Below are 22,030 nucleotides of genomic sequence, written 5' to 3' on the forward strand. Positions count from 1 at the left end.
GCATTGGCATACCTCAGAGCACCGCCTTCGGATACGAGCCCAGTACCTTCAGGGCCACCGCCTCCTGGCTGATCTGCTCCAGCACCGCCTTGATCAACGGATCACGATGGTGGCCGACGAAGTCGATGAAGAACACGTAGGTCCACTTGCCGCTGCGCGACGGACGGGTCTCGATGCGGGTCAGGTCGATGCCGTTCTCGTGGAACGGTACCAGCAGTTCGTGCAACGCACCCGGCTTGTTGCTCATCGAAACGATGATCGAGGTCTTGTCATCACCGGTCGGTGGCACTTCCTGGTTGCCGATCATGAGGAAGCGCGTGGCATTGTCCGGACGGTCTTCGATTTTCTCCGCCAGGCGTGTCAGACCGTACAGGCCGGCCGCCATGTCACCGGCGATCGCCGCCGAATTCCACTCGCCCTTGACCCGCTTGGCAGCTTCGGCATTGCTCGATACCGCCACCCGCTCGACGTTCGGATAATGAGCATCCAGCCACTTGCGGCACTGGGCCAGCGACTGGGCGTGGGAGTAGATACGGCTGATGCTGTCGGTCTTGGTATTCTCGCCCACCAGCAGGTGGTGGTGAATGCGCAGCTCGACTTCGCCGCAGATCACCATGTCGTGCTCAAGGAAGCTGTCCAGGGTGTGGTTGACCGCACCTTCGGTGGAGTTTTCCACAGGCACCACGCCGAAATTGACCGCGCCGGCGACCACTTCGCGGAATACCTCGTCGATGGCCGCCATCGGCTTGCTGATCACGGCATGGCCGAAGTGCTTCATGGCCGCGGCCTGGGTAAAGGTGCCCTCAGGCCCCAGGTAGGCGACCTTGAGCGGTTGCTCCAGCGCCAGGCACGACGACATGATTTCACGGAACAGCCGGGCCATTTCCTCGTTGCCCAGCGGGCCCTTGTTGCGCTCCATCACGCGCTTGAGCACCTGCGCCTCGCGCTCGGGCCGGTAGAACACCGGCACCTCGCCTTCTGCCAGGGTCGCAGTCTTGACCCGGGCGACTTCCTGGGCGCAGCGCGCACGGTCGCTGATCAACTCGAGGATCTTCTCGTCGAGGCTGTCGATGCGCACGCGCAGGGCCTTGAGTTCCTGTTCGGACATCAGGCGTGTTCCTTCTCGAATTCACCCATGTAGGCCACCAGTGCCTCCACGGCATCCAGGCCCAGGGCGTTGTAGATCGAGGCACGCATGCCGCCCACCGAACGGTGACCCTTGAGGTTGAGCAGGCCACGCTCGTCGGCGCCCGCCAGGAACGCCTTGTCCAGGCGCTCGTCGGCCAGGCGGAACGGCACGTTCATCCAGGAACGGGCATTGCTGCTGATCGGGTTGGTATAGAAGTCGCTCTTGTCGATGAAGCCGTACAGGCGGTCCTTCTTGGCGCGGTTGCGCTGCTCCATGGCAGCGACACCGCCCTGCTCCTTGAGCCACTCGAACACCAGGCCCGAGAGGTACCAGGAATAGGTTGCCGGGGTGTTGTACATCGAGCCGTTGTCGGCCGCGACCTTGTAGTCGAGCATGGTCGGGCAGCTGCTGCGGGCACGGCCCAGCAGGTCTTCACGCACGATCACCACCACCAGGCCGCTGGGGCCGATGTTCTTCTGCGCACCGGCGTAGATCAGACCGAACTGCGACACGTCGACCGGACGCGAGAGGATGTCCGAGGACATGTCCACCACCAGCGGCACGTCACCGGTCTGCGGCACCCAGTCGAACTCCAGACCACCGATGGTCTCGTTCGAGGCGTAATGCAGGTAGGCGGCGTCCTTGGTCAGGTTCCACTCGTTCTGACCCGGGATGGCCAGGTAATCGTAAGGCTTGGCGCTGGCGGCGACATTGATGTTGCCGTAGCGACGCGCTTCCTCGATCGCCTTTTTCGACCAGATGCCGGTCTCGATGTAGTCGGCCGTACCGCCCTCGGGCAGCAGGTTCAACGGGATCTCGGCAAACTGCTGGCTGGCGCCGCCCTGCAGGAACAGCACCTTGTAGTTGGAGGGGATGGACATCAGGTCGCGCAGGTCCTGCTCGGCCTTCTCGGCAATGGCCACGTAGTCGTCGCTACGGTGGCTCATCTCCATGACCGACAGGCCTTTGCCGCGCCAGTTCAGCATTTCTGCCTGGGCACGCTGCAGCACAGCTTCAGGAAGCGCAGCAGGGCCTGCGCAGAAGTTAAAGGCTCGTTTGCTCACATCCACTCTCGCTCTGCTCTTGATGTCTGTGGGAGCAGACACCGCAGTGGCAGGCCTGCCCGCCCCCACAGCCGCTCCCATAGGTTGCGCTACTACAATTTATTCCTGCGGCGTCTCTTCGTCAGCTGCAGCGTCCAGTGACGACCCTTCGCCGGCGTCCACGTCAGCCTCGGCATCCGCCACGAAATCTTCGTCGTCTTCCTCGTCGGACGGCTCCTGCACCCGCTCCAGACCCACCAGGGTCTCGTCGCTGGCCAGCTTGATGAGCGTCACGCCCTGGGTATTGCGGCCCAGGCTGGAGACTTCGCCGACACGGGTACGCACCAGGGTGCCCTGGTCGGAAATCAGCATGATCTCCTCGCCTTCCTGCACCTGTACCGCACCGACCAGACGGCCGTTGCGATCGTTGCTGACCATGGCGATGACGCCCTGGCCACCACGCTTGTACTCGGGGAACTCGGCGATGGCGGTACGCTTGCCGAAACCACGCTCGGAAGCGGTGAGGATCTGGCTGCCTTCTTCGGGGATGATCATCGAAATCAGCTTCTGCCCCTCGGCCAGGCGCATGCCGCGCACACCGCGGGCGGTACGCCCCATGGCACGCACGTCGGACTCCTTGAAGCGGGTGACCTTGCCGGCATCGGAGAACAGCATGACCTCGCGCTCACCATCGGTGATGGAGGCGGAAATCAGGATGTCACCTTCGTCCAGCTCCAGCGCGATCAGGCCGACACTGCGCTGACGACTGAACTGCTCCAGCGGGGTCTTCTTCACGGTGCCGTTGGCGGTGGCCATGAAGATGAAGTGGCCTTCGGTGTACTCCTCCACCGGCAGCATGGTGGTGATGACCTCGCCCTCGCCCAGCGGCAGCAGGTTCACCAGCGGACGGCCACGTGCGGCACGCGACGCCTCGGGGATTTCGTAGGTCTTGAGCCAGTACACCTTGCCCTTGCTGGAGAACAGCAGCAGCGTGGTGTGGCTGTTGGCGACCAGCAGATGCGAGATGTAGTCCTCGTCCTTGACGCCGGTGGCCGACTTGCCCTTGCCGCCACGGCGCTGGGCCTGGTAGGCCGCCAGCGGCTGGGTCTTGGCGTAGCCGCCGTGGGAGATGGTCACCACGCGGTCTTCTTCCGGGATCATGTCACCCAGGGTCAGGTCCAGGCGTGCATCGAGAATCTCGGTGCGGCGCACGTCGCCATACTCGGCGCGGATCAGCTCCAGCTCTTCGCGGATCACTTCCATCAAGCGCTCGGCGTTGTTCAGGATGCGAATCAGCTCGCCGATCTGCTTGAGAATCTCCTGGTACTCGGCCAGCAGCTTCTCGTGCTCCAGGCCGGTCAGGCGGTGCAGGCGCAGGTCCAGGATGGCCTGGGCCTGTTCGGGCGAAAGGTAGTACTTGCCATCACGCAGGCCGTACTGCTCGTCGAGGGTTTCCGGGCGGCAGGAATCGGCGCCGGCGCGCTCGACCATCACCTGCACGGCGCTGGACTCCCACGGCGTGCCGATCAGCGCTTCCTTGGCCTCGGACGGCGTCGGCGAAGCCTTGATCAGGGCGATGACCGGGTCGATGTTGGACAGTGCGACCGCCTGGCCCTCGAGGATATGACCGCGTTCACGGGCCTTGCGCAGCTCGAACACGGTACGGCGGGTGACCACCTCGCGGCGGTGACGCACGAACGCCTCGAGCAGGTCCTTGAGGTTCAGCACCCGCGGACGGCCGTCGATCAGCGCCACGATGTTGATGCCGAACACGGCCTGCAGCTGGGTCTGGGCATAGAGGTTGTTGAGGATCACCTCCGGCACTTCGCCACGGCGCAGCTCGATGACGATGCGCATGCCGTCCTTGTCGGACTCGTCGCGCAGCTCGGTGATGCCCTCGAGTTTCTTTTCCTTGACCAGCTCGGCGATCTTCTCGATCAGCCGCGCCTTGTTCAGCTGGTACGGCAGCTCGGTGATCACGATCTGCTGGCGGCCACCGACCTTGTCGATGTCCTCGACCGTCGAGCGGGCACGCATGTAGATGCGCCCGCGACCGGTACGGTAGGCCTCGATGATGCCCTGGCGACCGTTGATGATCGCGGCAGTCGGGAAGTCCGGCCCCGGGATGAACTGCATCAGCTCATCGACCGTGATGTCGGCGTTGTCGATCAGCGCCAGGCAACCGTCGATGACTTCACCGAGGTTGTGCGGCGGAATGTTGGTCGCCATGCCCACGGCGATACCGCTGGAGCCGTTGACCAGCAGGTTCGGGATCTTGGTCGGCATGACCGCCGGAATCTGCTCGGTGCCGTCGTAGTTGGGCACCCAGTCGACGGTTTCCTTGTGCAGGTCTGCCAGCAGCTCGTGCGCCAGCTTGGTCATGCGCACTTCGGTGTATCGCATGGCCGCGGCATTGTCGCCGTCCACCGAACCGAAGTTGCCCTGGCCGTCCACCAGCAGGTAGCGCAGCGAGAACGGCTGGGCCATACGGACGATGGTGTCGTAGACCGCGGTATCACCGTGGGGGTGATACTTACCGATCACGTCACCGACCACACGGGCGGATTTCTTGTACGGTTTGTTCCAGTCGTTACCCAGTTCACTCATCGCAAACAGAACGCGGCGATGCACGGGCTTCAAGCCATCACGCGCATCGGGCAGTGCACGCCCGACAATGACGCTCATCGCGTAGTCGAGGTAGGACTGTCTCAGTTCGTCTTCGATATTGACCGGTAGGATTTCTTTGGCCAGTTCGCCCATGAGAAGCCTGATTCCTTTTTCTGGTGAAACCTCGTCACATCCATATGGGACGAACGAAGCTCGCCGCTGCAAGCAGATGACCGGCAGCGACTTACGACAAATCAACGAGTTATGCCATGGATCTGCGCAGTAAAGACCGCCTCGGGAGGCGGTCTTGGAAACCGTCGGATGTTACCACAGTCCCGATAGGCTTGGGAGTATGGCAAACCGCCGCCCGATATGAGGCCGGCTTGCCGGCAAAGGGCGCGGCGCGGACTTCAATGCAACCGCTTGCGGCACATCAACTGCGCCATTTTGGCCGTGTCCGGACGCTCGACGATGCCCTTTTCGGTCACGATCACGTCGATCAGGTCTGCCGGCGTCACATCGAACACCGGATTGAAGGCCTCTACCCCGGCCCCGACCCGTTCGCCGCCCACCTCCAGCAGCTCGCTGACATCCCGCTCCTCGAGCATCACCTCCTCGCCACTGGCCAGGTTGAGGTCGATGCTCGAACTGGGCGCCACCACCATGAAGCGAACCCCATGGTGCATGGCATTGACCGCCAGCTGGTAGGTGCCGATCTTGCTGACCACGTCGCCATTGGCAGTGATGCGGTCGGCGCCGACGATCACCCAGGTGATGCCCTTGGTCTTCATCAGGTGCGCGGCGGCGGAATCGACGCCGATGGTCACCGGCACCCCTTCACCGGCAAGCTCCCAGGCGGTCAGCCGCGACCCTTGCAGCCAGGGCCGGGTCTCGGCCACGTACACCCGCTCCACCATGCCTTCCAGGTACGCGGCGCGAATCACCCCCAGCGCAGTGCCGAACCCGCCCGTGGCCAGCGCGCCGGCATTGCAGTGGGTGAGGATGGCCTGCTCGCTGCCCTGGTGCCTGCGGATCAGCTCGGCGCCCAGCTGGGCCATGGTCAGGTTGGCTTCACGGTCGCTTTCGTGGATGGCCTCGGCTTCGGCCAGCATGATCGCCAGCACGTCATCCCCGGCCTTGATCCGCAACAGCCGCTCGCGCATGCGGTTCAGTGCCCAGAACAGGTTGACGGCGGTGGGACGGGCTTCGCCCAGCAGCTCGAAGTCCTCTTCCAGAGCCATTTCCCAGTCATCGCCATCCGCCAGGCGCTGGCGCAGCGCCAGCACCAGGCCATAGGCCGCACTGATGCCGATGGCCGGGGCGCCGCGCACCACCATGGTGCGGATGGCCTCGGCCACCCCGACGGCATCGGTATACGCCAGCCAGCGCTGCTCGAACGGCAGCGCACGCTGGTCGAGCAGATACAGGGCACCATCCCGCCAATCGATGGCCGTCACCTTCTCCGCAGCCAACAGTCGATCGCGCATGCCTCACCCCGTCATTCGGACATCAAAAGCGCACGATTATAACGAGCCCCAGCCGCGGACGCTCGGGTATACTTCGCCCCCACCTTCCGCGATACCGGGATTTTCGCACATGCCCAAGCCTGCCCCTCCCCTCGACCTGTTGCTCCTGCCCTCGTGGCTGGTGCCCGTCGAACCGGCCGGGGTGGTACTCAAGGGCCACGGCATCGGTATCCGCGACGGCCTTATCGCCTTCATCGGCCCGCGCGAAGACGCCCTGCGCCTGCAGGCCACCGAGGTGCGCGAGCTGCCCGGCTGCCTGCTCGCCCCCGGCCTGATCAACGCCCACGGCCACGCCGCGATGACGCTGTTTCGCGGCCTGGCCGACGACCTGCCGCTGATGACCTGGCTGCAGGAGCACATCTGGCCCGCCGAAGCCCGCTGGGTCGATGAAGCCTTCGTGCGCGACGGCACCAACCTGGCCATTGCCGAACAGCTCAAGGGTGGCATCACCTGCTTCTCGGACATGTACTTCTTCCCCAAGATCGCCAGCGAATGCGTGCACGACAGCGGCATGCGCGCGCAGATCGCAGTGCCGTTGCTGGACTTCCCGATTCCCGGCGCCCGCACCTTCGACGAAGGCCTGCACCTGGGCGTGGAGCTGTTCGGCGACCTGCGCCACCATCCGCGCATCACCGTGGCCCTGGGCCCGCACGCACCGTACACGGTCAGCGACGCCAACCTGGAAAAGGTCCGGGTGATCGCCGAAGAGCTGGACGCGCCGGTGCACATGCACCTGCACGAGACCGCCTTCGAGGTGCAGCAGTCCATCGACCAGTGCGGCGAGCGGCCATTGGCGCGCCTGGCACGCATCGGCCTGCTGGGCCCGCGCCTGCAGGCCGTGCACATGACCCAGGTCAGCGACGACGACCTGGCCCTGCTGGTAGAAAGCAACACCAGCGTGGTGCACTGCCCTGAATCCAACCTCAAGCTGGCCAGCGGCTTCTGCCCGGTGGAACGCCTGTGGCAGGCTGGCGTCAACGTAGCCATAGGCACCGATGGCGCCGCCAGCAACAACGACCTCGACCTGCTGGGTGAAACCCGTACCGCGGCCCTGCTGGCCAAGGCCGTGTCAGGTTCGGCCAGCGCCCTGGATGCCCATCGCGCATTGCGCATGGCAACCCTCAACGGCGCCCGCGCCCTGGGCCTGGAGGCCGTAACCGGCTCGCTGGAGCTGGGCAAGGCTGCCGACCTGGTGGCATTCGACCTGTCGGGCCTGGCCCAGCAGCCGATCTACGACCCGGTCTCGCAACTGGTGTATGCCAGCGGGCGGGACTGCGCAAGACACGTCTGGGTGGCCGGCCGGCAACTGCTCGATGAGCGCCGCCTCACCCGGCTCGACGAACAGGCCCTGCATGCCAGCGCCTGTGGCTGGGGCCAGCGTATCGGCGGCCAGCACGAATAACCCGTCGGCAGCCACGGCTGCCGACCTGTAGCGAATTATCAAAGTTTCTGAGGACCGTTCCATGAGCAACGTCGACCACGCCGAAATCGCCAAATTCGAAGCCCTGGCCCACCGCTGGTGGGACCGCGAGAGCGAATTCAAGCCACTGCACGACATCAATCCGCTGCGGGTCAACTGGGTCGACGAGCGGGTCAAGCTGGCCGGCAAGAAAGTGCTCGACGTCGGTTGTGGCGGCGGCATTCTCAGCGAGGCCATGGCCCTGCGGGGTGCCACCGTCACCGGCATCGACATGGGTGAAGCGCCGCTGGCCGTCGCCCGCCTGCACCAGCTGGAGTCCGGCGTCGAGGTGGAATACCGGCAGATCACCGCCGAAGCCCTGGCCGAGGAAATGCCCGAGCAGTTCGACGTGGTCACCTGCCTGGAGATGCTCGAGCACGTACCCGACCCCTCCTCGGTGATCCGCGCCTGCTACCGCATGGTCAAGCCCGGCGGCCAGGTATTCTTCTCCACCATCAACCGCAACCCCAAGGCCTACCTGTTCGCCATCATCGGTGCGGAATACATCATGAAGCTTCTGCCGCGCGGCACCCATGACTTCAAGAAATTCATCCGACCGTCCGAACTGGGCGCCTGGAGCCGCGAAGCGGGCCTGAGCGTCAAGGACATCATCGGCCTGACCTACAACCCGCTGACCAAGCACTACAAACTGGCCAGCGACGTCGACGTCAACTACATGATCCAGACCCTGCGCGAGGAATGAGCATGCGTTTGCGAGCAGTACTTTTCGACATGGACGGCACCCTGCTCGACACGGCGCCGGATTTCATCGCCATCTGCCAGGCCATGCTGGCCGACCGCAGCCTGCCGGCAATCGACGACGAACGGATTCGCGAGGTGATTTCCGGTGGCGCCCGAGCCATGGTCGCCGCCGCGTTCGCGATGAGCCCCGAAGCCCCCGAGTTCGAGGCGCTGCGCCTGGAATTCCTCGAGCGCTACCAGAAGGATTGCGCGGTGCACAGCAAGCTGTTCGACGGCATGGCCGAGCTGCTGGCCGACATCGAAAAAGGCAACCTGCTGTGGGGCGTGGTCACCAACAAGCCGGTACGCTTCGCCGAGCCGATCATGCAGCAGCTGGGCCTGGCCGAGCGATCTTCGTTGCTGATCTGTCCGGATCACGTGAAGAACAGCAAGCCCGACCCCGAGCCGCTGATCCTGGCCTGCAAGACCCTGAACCTGGACCCGGCCAGCGTGCTGTTCGTGGGTGACGACCTGCGCGACATCGAGTCGGGCCGCGACGCCGGCACCCGCACCGCAGCGGTGCGCTACGGCTATATTCATCCAGAGGACAACCCCAACAACTGGGGCGCGGACGTGGTGGTCGATCATCCGCTGGACCTGCGCAAGGTGCTCGACAGCGCCCTGTGCGGCTGCTGATCGCCGACACCCGCCAAAAGCTTCGCCGGCACGGCCGGCTCCTGCAACACCGCATCGATTTGTAGGAGCCGGCCGTGCCGGCGAATGCCTCACCACGATCTCGAGGGAATCCCATGTTCGACTACACCGCCCGCCCCGGCCTGCTCAACGGCCGGGTCATCCTGGTCACCGGCGCCGGTCGCGGCATCGGCGCCGCTGCTGCCAAGGCCTACGCTGCCCATGGCGCCACGGTACTGCTGCTGGGCAAGACCGAAGCCAACCTCAACGAGGTGCACGACCAGATCACCGCAGCCGGCCATCCGGCACCGGTGGTCGTGCCCTTCAACCTCGAAACCGCCCTGCCCCATCAGTACGATGAGCTGGCAGTGATGGTGGAAAACGAATTCGGTCGTCTCGACGGGCTGCTGCACAACGCCTCCATCATCGGCCCGCGTACCCCGCTGGAGCAGTTGTCGGGCGAGAACTTCATGCGCGTCATGCACATCAACGTCAACGCCATGTTCATGCTCACCAGCACCCTGCTGCCGCTGCTCAAGCTGTCTGAGGATGCCTCGGTGGTGTTCACCTCCAGCAGCGTCGGGCGCAAGGGCCGGGCCTACTGGGGTGCCTATGGCGTATCGAAATTCGCCACCGAAGGCCTGATGCAGACCCTCGCCGACGAGCTGGAGAACGTTGCCCCCGTGCGCGCCAACAGCGTCAACCCGGGCGCCACACGCACCAGCATGCGCGCCCAGGCCTACCCCGCCGAGGCACCGGAGAACAACCCGCTGCCCGAGCAGATCATGCCGGTCTACCTCTACCTGATGGGCCCGGACAGCAAGGGCATCAACGGCCAGGCGCTCAACGCACAGTAGGCCTCAGGCGCCGACCAGGGCCGAGCGCGAACGGGCAGTGGAGCCCGGCTCGGCCTGTGGGGACTGCTCCAGCTGCAGGCAGCGCTCCAGAAACAGGTACATGTAGTCGTAGCTCTTGCAGATCGCACGACGCAGCTGGGTCTGCAGCGCCTGTGGTGGGTTGTTGCCCGCCAGCGTGCAGATAATCTCCAACGCCTCCCAAGGGTGCTCGTCGTCATACTGCGCGTGCATCCTCAGCCATTTCATGGCGCGTTTGCGCCCGCTTTCGGGAAAGCCGTTGGCGTAGGTATCCGTCGAACACACCAGCGCCGACCATTCCCCCACCGCGCCTTCGATCGCATAGTTGGTCGCGGCCATGGCCACGATCAGCGAATCGGCCGCACAGGTATGCCAGCACCAGTCACTCAGCGCCTGCAACTCGGTCGGCACGTTCTGCTCGTTCAGATCGTCCAGGCTGACCCCGTGCGCCTGGGCCCAGTGCACCCAGTAGTCGGCATGGTTGAGCTCGACACGGATATTGCGCATCAGCCAGCGACGCGCCATGTCTTCCCCCGGGTGGCGGGCAAAACTGGTCTTGGCCAGGTTCTGCGCCATGTACACCGAAAACTGTTCGACTACCGGCCAGCCGCCGATCAGATACTGGCGCAGGGTGCGCTGGCTCAGCTTGCCGTCGCGCAGGCGGTGATAGATTTCATGCTCTACCACCCGCTGCTTGCTCGCACTGCAATCCTCGATCAGTTTCTGAGCCCAGCGTGGGTAACTTTGCGCGTCCATCAATGGACCCACTCGCTCAAATGCATCAATCACTGTCATATCCCTACATCCTTGTGATTTGAAGTGAACGCTCAGCGAAACGTCCCCGGCGTCCTGAACAGCAAGGGTCGCGAACGGATACGCCGGCGTTGCAAGCTTTCACAGGTGAACACCTGCGGCCGCTCGATCAGGTAGCCCTGGGCGTAATCGACACCAATTTCATGCAGCGCCTGTTCGATCAGGGGCGTCTCGACAAACTCGGCAATGGTGCGCTTGCCCATGACGTGGCCAATATGGTTGATCACTTCGACCATAGCCCGGTTAATCGGATCGTCAAGCATGTCCTTGACGAAACTCCCGTCGATTTTCAGGAAGTCCACGGGCAGGTGTTTGAGGTAGGCAAACGACGACATCCCGGCGCAGAAGTCGTCCAGCGAAAAGTGGCAACCCAGCCCTTTCAATTCGTTGATGAAACGGATGGCGCTGCCCAGGTTGGCAATCGCACTGGTTTCGGTGATCTCGAAACAGATCATTTCAGGCGGTATGGCGTACTCGACGAACTGGCGCTGCAGATAATCCAGAAACTTGTCATCGCCGATGCTGCTGCCCGACAGGTTGATGGCGCACATTGCCAATGGTCCCTTTCGCCCCTCGTCCAGCGCCTGGCGAATCACCTTGAACACTCTGTTCACCACCCAGCGATCCAGGGCCGTCATGAGCCCATAGCGTTCGGCGGCCGGGATGAAGCTGTCGGGCAGGATGATGCGCCCGCTCTCATCATGCAGGCGCAGCAGTATTTCCAGATGACCGGCATCCGACTCACCGGCCGCCAGTGGTGCGATTTCCTGGGCATACAGGCAGAAGCGGTCTTCCTCCAGGGCGATGTGCAGGCGCTGGATCCAGGCCATCTCGCCAAAGCGCATGGACAGCTCGGTGTCGTCGGGGTGGTACACCTGCACCCGGTTGCGCCCCTTCTCCTTGGCCATGTAGCACGCCATGTCGGCCGCACGCAGCGAGGCCTCCAGCGTATGGGGTGCCAGTTGCAGGTGGACCAGCCCCACGCTCACGGTGGTCATGAACGGGCGCCCCTTCCACACGAAGTGCAGGCTCTGCACGGTCTGGCGCAGATTCTCGGCAATGCGCTCGGCCTGCTCGGGCAGGCAGTTCTCCAGCAGGATACCGAACTCGTCGCCGCCCAGGCGCGCCAGGGTATCGCCCTCGCGAACGCCCGCCTGCAGCACCGCGCAAATGTGACGCAGCAATTCGTCGCCCGCCGCATGGCCACAGGTGTCGTTGACCAGCTTGAACTGATCCAGGTCCAGAAACAGCAGGGTGTGGCGCGCCGCCTGGCGGCCCAGGTCGCCCAGCGCCAGCTCCAGCCGGTATTCGAATTCGCGCCGGTTGGCCAGCCCGGTGAGGGCATCATGGGTGGCCTGCCACGACAGGTTGGCGATGTACTGGCGCTCCTGGGTCATGTCGTGCAGCACCAGCACGATGCCACTGACCTGACCGTCACTGATGATCGGCGAGCCCACCAGGGCCACCGACACCGTGCTGCCGTCCAGCCGCTGGATCAGCTTGGCGTGCTCGCTGCCGCCCTTGAGGGTACCGCTCAGAATGCGCTCGGTAAGGGACAGGCTGTCTTTTTCGGCGTTGTCGTCCAACAGGCTGAACAGCGCCGCCAGCGGCAGGCCCTGGGCCTGTCCGGCGCTCCAGTGGGTCAACTGCTCGGCGGCAGGGTTCATGTAGGCGATACAGCCCTCGACATCGGTGGTGATCACCCCATCGCCAATCGACTGCAAGGTGATCTGCGCCCGATCCTTCTCCACCTGCAGGGCGCTGGCAAAGGCCTGGCGCTGCGCCAGCAGCTTGTGCGTACGCAGGCAGGCCAGCGCAATCAGAAACAGTGCCGTGGCCAGGTTGACCACCAGCAGCAGGCGCAACAGCATGCGCGATCCTTCGCCCAGGGCATCGCTGAACGCCATGGCGGCGGGGGTTACCGCCTCGTTGATCGCGGCGATCTCACCCTTCCAGGCTGCAACCCGCTGCGCAGTGACATTCCCGGTGACGATACCCTGGTGGATCCGGTTGGCCAGCGCATCCAGCTGCTGCAGGTAGTCGTCCCCCACCGACCAGCGTTCGATGGCGCGTTCCATGTAGCTGACATGGCGGAAATTCAGGTAGAGCCAGATGACGCTGTCGATGTCATCCGGGTGGTTGCCGCCCCTGAGGATGCCCTGGCGCGCAGCGGCCAGGTCCAGGGGCTTGGCGTCCAGCGCGGTGCGCAGCTGGTGCCCACCCTGGGGGATGGCGATGGCCTGCCGGTACTTCTGGTAGGCCGCCTCGTCCCGGCTGTCGGTATACAGGCTCAGAAAGTAGATGGCGTCCTTCTGCCCCTTGGACCACAGGCTCTCGCCCGCCACATAACCGCGCACGGCCGACAAGGCATAGAGGCTGATGCCCCCCAGCAAGGCCTGGAACAGTACGACCGCCACAAAAGGCCAGATGATGCCCAACAACCTGGGCGCTTCGAGAGTCCGTTTCTGCTTCATGAGGTCCCTTGCAGCAATGCGCAGCCCGATGAGTCTCATCCTGCACAGACACAGCCTAGGCCATTTGCCACCTGCCATCAGGCCCTTTTTCACCTGTACAACAGTTGTACAGTAGAAGGCCCTCAGCTCTGTTGCAAATGCCCATAGAGCTTGGCGTACAACCCGCCCTCGGCGATCAGCTGCTGGTGACCGCCATCCTCGGCGACATGCCCGCCGTCGAACACCAGCACGCGGTCGGCCTGCTTCACTGCCGACAGGCGGTGAGCGATGATCAGGGTGGTACGGGCGCTGAGGAAGCGGCTCAGCGCCTGGTGCAGGTTGTACTCGGTGGCCGCGTCCAGCGCCGAGGTGGCCTCATCGAGAATGACGACCTTGGGCTCGGCCAGCACCATGCGCGCTATCGCCAGACGCTGGCGCTGCCCGCCGGACAGACGCACGCCCGAACGTCCCACCACACTGTCCAGGCCCTGCGGCAGCGCGGCGATGGTGGCGTCGAGCTGGGCAATGCGCAGCGCCTGCCAGCAGGCCTCATCGGTACTCTCGCGGCCCATGGTCAGGTTGGCGCGCACGGTGTCGTTGAACAGCGACGGGTGCTGCAACACCACCGCCACATGCTCGCGCAGGGTTTCCAGGCCGATCTCCTGCAAGGTCGAACCGCCGAAGCGGATGCTGCCGGCCTGGGCGCTGTACAGGCCCAGCAACAGCTGCACCAGGGTGCTCTTGCCGCCGCCGCTGGCGCCGACGATGGCCACCTTCTCGCCGGGTGCGATGGACAGGTTCAACTGGTCCAGCACCGGCTCCTCGCCATAGCCGAAACGCAGCCCGCGCACCTCGATGCCCACGGTGGTCTGCCCCGCGAAAGGGTCGATGCCGCCGGGATACTGCGGCTCGTCGCTGCGCGCCAGCAGCTCGTTGATCCGGCTCAGCGCACCACCTGCCGCGTAGTAGGCGTACTGCAGGTTGAGCAACTGCTCCACCGGGCCGATCATGAACCACAGGTAGCTGAACACCGCCAGCATCTGGCCGATGCTGAGGTCGGAAAACAGCACCGTGAGCATGGCCGCTGCGCGAAAGATGTCGATGCCGAACTGGAACAGCAAGCCACTGGCGCGGCTGCTGGCATCGCTCTTCCATTGCGAGGACACCGCATAGTTGCGCACCTCCTGGGCACGCATGCCCAGGCGCCCGAGAAAGTAGCCCTGGCGGTTGCCGGCACGGATTTCCTGGATCGCATCCAGGGTTTCGGTCAGTGCCTGGGTGAAGCGCGAGGTGCTGTCGTTCTCGAGTTTCTTCAGGTGCTTGACCCGCTTGCCCAACTGCACCGTGGCAAAGATCACCAGCGGGTTGAACAGCAGGATCAACAGCGCCAGCTGCCAGTGCATCCACAACAGGATCGCCGAGGTGCCGGCCAGCGTGAGCATGGCCACCAGAAAGCGGCTGAGGGTTTCACCGACGAACTTGTCCACGGTGTCCAGATCGGTGACCAGGTGCGTGGTAACCGTACCGCTGCCCAGGCTCTCGTACTCGCTCAGGGAGATGCGCTTGAGCCGCTCGATCAGGCGGATGCGCAGCCGGTAGACGATGTCCTTGGCCAGCCCGGCGAACAGCTTGGCCTGCACCACGTTGAAGGCCAGTGCCGCACAGCGCAGCGTCAGGGTGAAGACCAGCATCAGGCCGATGTAGCCGGCCGCCACCTGCCAGCTGGCGGGCAGCAGGTTGTTCATCCACTTGAGCGCCGCATCGCCGTGCCCCAGCAGCACTTCGTCGACCAGCAACGGCAGCAGCAGCGGAATCGGCACACTGCACAGGGCCGCCAGCACGGCCACGCCGTTGGCAGTCCACAGGGCTTTCTTGTGGTGTTGCGCCAGGCGCCGGATCTCGGCCCAGCTCAAGCGATCGACAGGTGCCGGCGTCGGCCCGGGCACCGGGTCGGGGGAGCCAGGCAGGTCAAGCATTGACCGCATGCTCCAGCCAGCGCCCCAGCAGCGGCTGCAGCGCCCCCAGGGCCTGGTAGCCGTTGGTCAGCAGGGCCAGTTGGCCATTGCGCTCGGCGAGCAGGGTCGGGAAGCCCGCGATGCCCAGGTCCTGCACCCAGGTGAAGTCGGCGGCGGTGGCGCTGCGGGTGTCGCCGCTGCTGAAGGCCTCGGCGAAGGCGGCGCGGTCGAAACCGGCCTGCTCGGCCAGCTCCACCAGCTTGACCGGCAGGGTCACGTCTTCGCTGCGCTGGTAGAACGCCTGCTGGATCATCCCCAGCAGCGTCCAGGCCCGCTGCGGGTCGAGGCTGCGTGCAGCCACCAGCGCGCGGCAGGCAGGTTCGGTGTCGTAGACAAAGCCTTCGGGCATCGCGCCCTCGAGCTGGAACGGCTGGCCGGTGGCCTGGTTGACCGCCTGCCAGTGTTCAAGAATGTAGCGCCGGGTGGAGGCATCCAGCGCACTGCTGCCCGAGCGCAGGCCGCCGGGCACCAGGTGGGTGTCCACGCCGGCCTCGCGCGCCTGCCGTATCAGGGCCTCGGCCACGGGTGCGAAACCCCAGCACCAGGAGCACATCGGGTCCATTACATACAGCAGGCGAGCGGTCATCCATCACACCTCGGCTTTGCGATAGTTGTGGCCGATCGGGTGCGGCATGTTGCGGGCCTTGGCCAACTCGATCTGCTTCTGCCGATCGATGGCGCTGCGCCGGGTCTTCTCGCTCAGGCTGTCCCAGCAATGCGGGCAGCTGATGCCTGGCGAATAATGCTCGGAGGCCCGTTCTTCCACGCTGATCGGGGTACGACAGGCGTGGCACTGGTCGTAGTCGCCTTCGCTGAGGTCGTGACGCACGGTCACGCGGTTGTCGAAGACAAAGCAGTCGCCCTGCCAGCGCGTTTCTTCCTGGGGGACCTCCTCGAGGTACTTCAGGATGCCACCCTTAAGATGATAGACCGCTTCGAAACCCTCGCCGAGCATATAGCTGGAGGCTTTTTCGCAGCGGATGCCACCGGTGCAGAACATCGCCACCTTCTTGTGCCGGGCAGGGTCGAAGTTGGCCTTGATGTACTCGGGAAACTCGCGAAAGGTGGTGGTCTTGGGGTCGATGGCGCCCTCGAAGGTACCAATCGCCACTTCATAGTCGTTGCGGGTGTCGATCAGCAGCACTTCGGGGTCGCTGATCAGCGCGTTCCAGTCCTTGGGCTCGACATAGGTACCGACCGTCCGGTTCGGGTCCACGCCCGGCACGCCGAGGGTCACGATCTCTTTCTTGAGCTTGACCTTGGTGCGGTAGAACGGCTGTTCGTCGCAGTACGATTCCTTGTGATCGATGTCCACCAGGCGTGCATCGCTGCGCAGCCAGGCCAGCAGGCCATCGATGCCTTCGCGGGTACCCGACACGGTGCCGTTGATACCCTCTTCGGCCAGCAGCAGGGTGCCCTTGACCCCGTTGCGCTCCATGGTCTCGAGCAGCGGCTCGCGCAGCTCGACGTAATCTTTCAGGGTGACGAACTTGTACAGCGCCGCCACGACGATAGCTTGGGTCATGCCTTGATTCTCCAGGTGGTCACCCTCGCAAAGGGCGGACCGGGTCGACAATAAAAAACGCGCCGACAGGCGGCGCGTTGCGGATTCTAGCAAAAACCTGAAAGGGATTTCAGTGTTTGCTGCCTCCGGCGCAGGTGGGCGAAGCCGGCGCGCTGCCGACTTTCTGCCATTCCTGCGGGGTGTAGGTATGCAACGCCAGGGCATGGAACTGCCCCATCAGGTCACCCAGGGTGGCGTAGACCTTCTGGTGGCGCTTGACGCTGTTCAAGCCATCGAACTGTTCGCTGACCAGCACGGCCTTGTAGTGGGTCTGCTGGCCCCGGCTGTGCATGTGGCTCTCGTCCAGCACCTCGAGGTGCTGCGGGGCGAGCGCCGCCAGGCTCTGTTCGATCTTCTGCTGCATCGACATGCTGGGCTCCGCTTAAGGTTTCTTGGCCGGTGCGGCCGCCTTGCCGGCGGACGGGTCCAGCTCGTTGGTCATGTCGGCCAGCAGCTTGTTGACCACCGGCACGGCGCTTTCAAGCTTCTGCTGGGTCAGCTGGGCCGACTGCTGGGTAACGGCAGGCATCTTTTCCAGGACTTTCTTGCCCAGTGGCGACTGGTAGAAGGCGACCAGGTCCTTGAGCTCGGATTCGCTGAAGGTGCTGGTGTACAGCTTGATCATGTCCGGCTTGAGCTTGTTCCAGCCGATGGCCTGGTCCAGGGCGGCGTTGGCCTTGGCCTGGTAGGTTTCAAGCACGGCCTTTTTGGACGCCGGCGCCTTGGTCTGCTCGAAGCGCTGGGCAAACATCTGCTGCACCTGCATGTAGACCGGGGTACCCAGTTTGTCGGCGTGCGCCATCACCAGGAATTTTTCAGCGCTGGCGTTGTGGCTGGCGGTATCGGCGAGTGCCTGGCCGCTGGCGCAGACCAGCGCGACAGCCGTGCAGAGGGCGCGAAGACGGGTCATCGAAATTCCTTAAAATAAAAAGAGGGCGTACCCAGAGTAGAGCATTCTGCGCCGACTGGGGCAGCCTGCTCAAGAGGGACGACAGGCAATGGAACCGCCATGCCGAATCAGGGCCTAAACTGCGCAAACAAGCCATTGAAGGAGTGCGTACCGCATGAGCCGTATCGAAACTGACAGCCTGGGCCCGGTTGAAGTTCCTGACGAGGCCTACTGGGGTGCCCAGACCCAGCGCTCGCTGATCAACTTTGCCATCGGCAAGGAACGCATGCCGCTGGCGGTACTGCACGCGCTGGTGCTGATCAAGAAAGCCGCAGCGCGGGTCAATGACCGCAACGGCGACCTGCCGGCCGACATCGCCCGCCTGATCGAACAGGCCGCCGACGAGGTGCTGGCCGGCGAGCATGACGACCAGTTCCCGCTGGTGGTGTGGCAGACCGGTAGCGGCACCCAGAGCAACATGAACGCCAACGAAGTGCTGGCCGGGCGCGCCAACGAGCTGGCCGGCAAGGGCCGCGGCGGCAAGGTGCCGGTACACCCCAACGACCACGTCAACCGCTCGCAGAGCTCCAACGACTGCTTCCCGACCGCCATGCACATTGCCGCCGCACAGGCGGTCAACCAGCAACTGCTGCCGGCCATCGCCGAGCTGTCGGGCGGGTTGGCCGAACTGGCCGCACGCCACATGCAACTGGTCAAGACCGGGCGAACCCACATGATGGACGCCACCCCGATCACCTTCGGCCAGGAGGTCTCGGCCTACGTGGCCCAGCTGGACTACGCCCAGCGCGCCATCCGCGCGGCGCTGCCGGCGGTGTGCGAACTGGCCCAGGGCGGTACCGCCGTGGGTACCGGGCTGAACGCACCGCACGGGTTTGCCGAGGCGATCGCCGCCGAGCTTGCCGCCTTGTCGGGGCTGCCGTTCGTCACCGCGCCCAACAAGTTTGCCGCGCTGGCCGGGCACGAGCCGCTGATCACCCTGGCCGGTGCGCTGAAAACCCTGGCCGTGGCCCTGATGAAGCTGGCCAACGACCTGCGCCTGCTCGGCTCCGGGCCGCGCGCGGGGCTGGCCGAGGTGCGCCTGCCGGCCAACGAGCCGGGCAGCTCGATCATGCCCGGCAAGGTCAACCCGACCCAGTGCGAGGCACTGTCGATGCTGGCCTGCCAGGTGCTGGGCAACGACACCACCATCGGCTTTGCCGCCAGCCAGGGCCACCTGCAGCTCAACGTGTTCAAGCCGGTGATCATCCACAACCTGCTGCAGTCGATCGAACTGCTGGCCGATGGCTGCCGCAACTTCCAGCAGCACTGCGTGGCGGGCATCGAGCCAGACCCGCAGCAGATGGCCGAGCACCTGGAGCGCGGGCTGATGCTGGTGACGGCGCTCAACCCGCATATCGGTTACGACAAGTCGGCGCAGATCGCCAAGAAGGCCTACGCCGAAGGCACCACCCTGCGCGAGGCAGCGCTGGAACTGGGGTATCTGACCGATGCGCAGTTCGATGAATGGGTAAGGCCGGAGCAGATGCTCGAGGCCGGCGGCAAAGGCTGAAAAAAGGTCTGCTATGCAGCCCGTCGCGGGTCAAGCCGCTCCCACAAGGCTGATGGAGTGCCTGTGGGAGCGGGCTTGCCCCGCGATGCGGCCAATGATCACTTCTTGTCTTTCTTGAACGCCGCCTCCAGCGCCTCGTTGATAGTGCGCAGCACCTTCACTCGCGCCCAACGCTTGTCATTGGCCTCCACCAGCGTCCAGGGCGCCACTTCGGTGCTGGTGCGGTCGACCATGTCGCCCACCGCCTCGGAATACGCGTCCCACTTGTCGCGGTTGCGCCAGTCTTCCTCGGTGATCTTGAAGCGTTTGAACGGTATCTGCTCGCGCTCCTGAAAACGCTCCAGCTGGGTCTGCTCGTCGATCGACAGCCAGAACTTGACCACCACCACGCCAGCGTCGTGCAGTTGCTCCTCGAAATCGTTGATCTCGCCATAGGCGCGCATCCAGTCGGCCTGGCTGCAAAAACCCTCGATACGCTCCACCAGCACCCGCCCGTACCACGAGCGGTCGAACACCGTGAACTTGCCGCGCGCCGGAATGTGCCGCCAGAACCGCCACAGGTAGGGCTGCGCCCGCTCCTCCTCGGTAGGGGCGGCAATCGGCACGATGCGGTACTGACGCGGGTCCAGCGCGGCGGCCACGCGCCGAATGGCACCGCCCTTGCCCGCCGCGTCGTTGCCCTCGAACACCGCCACCAGCGCGTGGCGACGCATGCGCTTGTCACGCAGCAGGCCCGCCAGACGGGCCTGCTCGACAATCAGCTGCTCCTGGTAGTCGTTCTTGTCCAGGCGCAGGGTCATGTCCAGGCTGCCCAGCAGGCTGCGTCCGTCGATGGATTCGCCCAGCGGCGCGATGTTGGTCTGGCGCCCCAGGGTCTTGGCCTTCAAGGCGTTCTGCAGGCCCTCGAGCAGGATCTTGCCCACTGCCAGGCTGCGGTAGTTCGGGTCCACGCCCTCGATGATGTGCCAGGGTGCATAGTCACGGCTGGTGCGGCGCAGCACCCGTTCGCCGAAGCGCACGAACCGGTCATAGGTCTGCGATTGCTGCCAGTCCAGCGGGCTGATCTTCCAGCTGTGCAGCGGGTCATCCTTGAGCGACTTGAGCCGCGCCTTCATCTGCTTCTTGGACAGGTGAAACCAGAACTTGAAGATCAGCGCGCCTTCGTCGCACAGCATCTTTTCCAGCCGTTCGGCACCGTTGATGGCCTGGTCGAGCACCGCGTCCTTGAACTGGCCATGCACCCGCCCCTGCAGCATCTGGCTGTACCAGTTGCCGAAGAAGACGCCCATGCGCCCCTTGCTCGGCAAGGCCCGCCAGTAGCGCCAGGCCGGCGGCCGGGCCAGCTCCTCGTCGGTCTGCTGGTCGAAGGTGCGCACCTCGATCAGGCGCGGGTCCATCCACTCGTTGAGCAGCTTGACGGTTTCGCCCTTGCCGGCCCCCTCGATGCCATTGATCAGCACGATGACCGGAAAGCGAGACTGCTGCTTGAGCTCGAACTGGGCTTCGAGCAAGGCTTCACGCAACGCCGGCACTTCGGCGTCATAGGTTTCTTTGTCGATGGCGTGACCAATTTCGGCGGATTCGAACATACCAGGCTCCCTTCTTGGATAAGCAAGACTAGCGGATCACGCAGCCCTTTGTCGCAAGGCGATCGGCTAGAATGCACGCTTCGCTGTTGCCGAGCCGAACATGAACGACACCCCCGCCACCCCGACCCAGTACGCCCAGATCGAGTGGGATGAACAGGGCCGCCCGTATTCACGCCAGTACGACGACATCTATTTCTCCAAGGAGCAGAGCCTGGAGGAAACCCGTCATGTGTTCATCGAGCAGAACGACCTGCGCCAGCGCTTCGCCGCGATGGCCGACGGCAGTTGCCTGGTGATCGGGGAAACCGGCTTCGGCACCGGCCTGAATTTCTTCTGCGCCTGGCAGGTGTTCGCCGACTGTGCACCGGCCGGGGCACGCCTGCATTTCGTCAGCGTCGAAAAATACCCCCTCAGCCATGCCGACCTGGCCAAGGCCCTGGCCCTGTGGCCCGAGCTGACGCCGTTCAGCCAGCCACTGCTGGCGCAGTACGTGGCGGTGCACGAAGGTTTCCAGCAGTTCGTCTTCGACCAGGGTCGGGTGACCCTGACCCTGATGATCGGCGATGCGCGGGAACAGCTGCCGCAGTTGGACGCCCCCATCGACGCCTGGTTTCTCGATGGCTTTGCCCCGGCCAAGAACCCCGACATGTGGACCCCCGAGCTGTTCGCCCAGCTCGGCCGCCTGTCGGCGCCGGGTGCCACCCTTGGCACCTTCACCAGCACCGGCTGGGTGCGTCGCGGGCTGATTGCGGTGGGCTTCAAGATGAAGCGCATTCCGGGTATCGGCAAAAAATGGGAAGTGCTGCGCGGCGCATTCACCGGCTGGCCTGCCGAGCAACCGCCGCTCGCGCCGGTTGCCCCATGGTTCGCGCGCCCCGCGCCGCTGGCCGGCCCCCGCGAGGCGCTGGTGATCGGCGCCGGCCTGGCCGGTTGCGCCACCGCCGCCAGCCTGGCGGCGCGCGGCTGGCAGGTACGCCTGCTGGAGCGCCACGCCGCCCCTGCCGGTGAAGCCTCGGGCAACCCCCAGGGCGTGCTGTACCTGAAGCTGTCGGCCCACGGCACCGCACTGTCGCGGCTAATCGTCGCCGGCTTCGGCTACACCCGCCGCCTGCTCGAACAGTTGC

Annotated in this window: 18 protein-coding genes; 6 read left to right on the top strand and 12 right to left on the bottom strand. The window is 64.6% G+C overall.

Going from position 1 to position 22,030, the window contains the following annotated elements:
- Nucleotides 1-13: 13 nt before the first annotated feature.
- From pheA to mtnA, 4 genes are all read right to left on the bottom strand, one after another.
- Nucleotides 14-1,108: a prephenate dehydratase gene (gene pheA / locus B4I46_RS21930; protein WP_043862677.1), complete on the bottom strand. Its 1,095-nt coding sequence runs from the start codon at nt 1,106-1,108 to the stop codon at nt 14-16.
- Nucleotides 1,108-2,193, bottom strand: coding sequence for a 3-phosphoserine/phosphohydroxythreonine transaminase (gene serC / locus B4I46_RS21935; protein WP_043862751.1), 1,086 nt, complete (start codon nt 2,191-2,193; stop codon nt 1,108-1,110). The genes pheA and serC overlap by 1 nt, the downstream gene beginning before the upstream one ends.
- A gap of 99 nt (nt 2,194-2,292) precedes the next feature.
- Nucleotides 2,293-4,932 (bottom strand): DNA gyrase subunit A, encoded by a 2,640-nt coding sequence (gyrA, locus tag B4I46_RS21940; protein ID WP_043862676.1) that lies wholly within the window; start codon nt 4,930-4,932, stop codon nt 2,293-2,295.
- Between the two features lie 257 nt (nt 4,933-5,189).
- A complete protein-coding gene (gene mtnA / locus B4I46_RS21945) occupies nt 5,190-6,266 on the bottom strand; it encodes an S-methyl-5-thioribose-1-phosphate isomerase (RefSeq protein ID WP_286901819.1) in 1,077 nt (358 codons plus the stop codon).
- A gap of 109 nt (nt 6,267-6,375) precedes the next feature.
- Between mtnA and B4I46_RS21950 the strand changes: the two genes are divergently transcribed.
- The 4 genes from B4I46_RS21950 (at nt 6,376) to B4I46_RS21965 (ending at nt 9,995) form a co-directional block, all read left to right on the top strand.
- Nucleotides 6,376-7,707 carry a TRZ/ATZ family hydrolase gene (locus tag B4I46_RS21950; protein WP_254996388.1) on the top strand — a complete coding sequence of 444 codons (1,332 nt, stop codon included), beginning with the start codon at nt 6,376-6,378 and terminating at the stop codon, nt 7,705-7,707.
- A 61-nt stretch (nt 7,708-7,768) separates the two neighbouring features.
- Entirely contained in the window at nt 7,769-8,467 is a 699-nt protein-coding gene (gene ubiG, locus B4I46_RS21955) for a bifunctional 2-polyprenyl-6-hydroxyphenol methylase/3-demethylubiquinol 3-O-methyltransferase UbiG (protein ID WP_043862673.1), read from the top strand.
- Nucleotides 8,468-8,469: 2 nt separating this feature from the next.
- Complete coding sequence (mupP, locus tag B4I46_RS21960; RefSeq protein ID WP_043862672.1) at nt 8,470-9,141, top strand: N-acetylmuramic acid 6-phosphate phosphatase MupP; 672 nt, start codon at nt 8,470-8,472, stop codon at nt 9,139-9,141.
- A 113-nt stretch (nt 9,142-9,254) separates the two neighbouring features.
- Nucleotides 9,255-9,995, top strand: a complete 741-nt coding sequence (locus tag B4I46_RS21965; protein WP_054915860.1) for a YciK family oxidoreductase — start codon at nt 9,255-9,257, stop codon at nt 9,993-9,995.
- Nucleotides 9,996-9,998: 3 nt separating this feature from the next.
- Here B4I46_RS21965 and B4I46_RS21970 read toward each other — a convergent pair whose 3' ends face one another.
- The 7 genes from B4I46_RS21970 to B4I46_RS22000 form a co-directional block, all read right to left on the bottom strand.
- On the bottom strand, nt 9,999-10,802 hold the full coding sequence (locus tag B4I46_RS21970; protein WP_123752888.1) for a TenA family transcriptional regulator: 804 nt from the start codon (nt 10,800-10,802) through the stop codon (nt 9,999-10,001).
- 38 nt (nt 10,803-10,840) lie between these two features.
- On the bottom strand, nt 10,841-13,300 hold the full coding sequence (locus B4I46_RS21975) for an EAL domain-containing protein (protein ID WP_043862670.1): 2,460 nt from the start codon (nt 13,298-13,300) through the stop codon (nt 10,841-10,843).
- Nucleotides 13,301-13,422: 122 nt separating this feature from the next.
- A complete protein-coding gene (locus B4I46_RS21980) occupies nt 13,423-15,255 on the bottom strand; it encodes an ABC transporter ATP-binding protein (RefSeq protein WP_043862669.1) in 1,833 nt (610 codons plus the stop codon).
- Nucleotides 15,248-15,880 carry a DsbA family protein gene (locus tag B4I46_RS21985; protein WP_043862668.1) on the bottom strand — a complete coding sequence of 211 codons (633 nt, stop codon included), beginning with the start codon at nt 15,878-15,880 and terminating at the stop codon, nt 15,248-15,250. Before B4I46_RS21985 ends, B4I46_RS21980 begins: the two co-directional genes overlap by 8 nt.
- 3 nt (nt 15,881-15,883) lie before the next feature.
- Entirely contained in the window at nt 15,884-16,819 is a 936-nt protein-coding gene (locus B4I46_RS21990) for a rhodanese-related sulfurtransferase (protein WP_043862667.1), read from the bottom strand.
- A gap of 109 nt (nt 16,820-16,928) precedes the next feature.
- Nucleotides 16,929-17,228: a BolA family protein gene (locus B4I46_RS21995; protein ID WP_043862666.1), complete on the bottom strand. Its 300-nt coding sequence runs from the start codon at nt 17,226-17,228 to the stop codon at nt 16,929-16,931.
- Between the two features lie 12 nt (nt 17,229-17,240).
- The gene (locus B4I46_RS22000) at nt 17,241-17,768 is read right to left on the bottom strand and encodes a DUF2059 domain-containing protein (RefSeq protein WP_043862665.1); all 528 of its coding nucleotides are present in this window, start codon (nt 17,766-17,768) and stop codon (nt 17,241-17,243) included.
- A gap of 154 nt (nt 17,769-17,922) precedes the next feature.
- Here B4I46_RS22000 and B4I46_RS22005 point away from each other — a divergent pair, with 154 nt between their 5' ends.
- Complete coding sequence (locus B4I46_RS22005; protein ID WP_043862664.1) at nt 17,923-19,317, top strand: class II fumarate hydratase; 1,395 nt, start codon at nt 17,923-17,925, stop codon at nt 19,315-19,317.
- A 98-nt stretch (nt 19,318-19,415) separates the two neighbouring features.
- Here the strand turns inward: B4I46_RS22005 and pap are convergent, their stop codons facing one another.
- Entirely contained in the window at nt 19,416-20,906 is a 1,491-nt protein-coding gene (gene pap, locus B4I46_RS22010) for a polyphosphate:AMP phosphotransferase (protein WP_054915862.1), read from the bottom strand.
- A gap of 100 nt (nt 20,907-21,006) precedes the next feature.
- Between pap and mnmC the strand changes: the two genes are divergently transcribed.
- The coding region (gene mnmC / locus B4I46_RS22015; RefSeq protein ID WP_286901824.1) for a bifunctional tRNA (5-methylaminomethyl-2-thiouridine)(34)-methyltransferase MnmD/FAD-dependent 5-carboxymethylaminomethyl-2-thiouridine(34) oxidoreductase MnmC at nt 21,007-22,030 on the top strand (1,024 nt) is incomplete at its 3' end.

Origin of the sequence: Pseudomonas sp. UBA7500 (genome assembly GCF_002478435.1) — a bacterium.
GTDB lineage: Bacteria > Pseudomonadota > Gammaproteobacteria > Pseudomonadales > Pseudomonadaceae > Aquipseudomonas > Aquipseudomonas palmensis.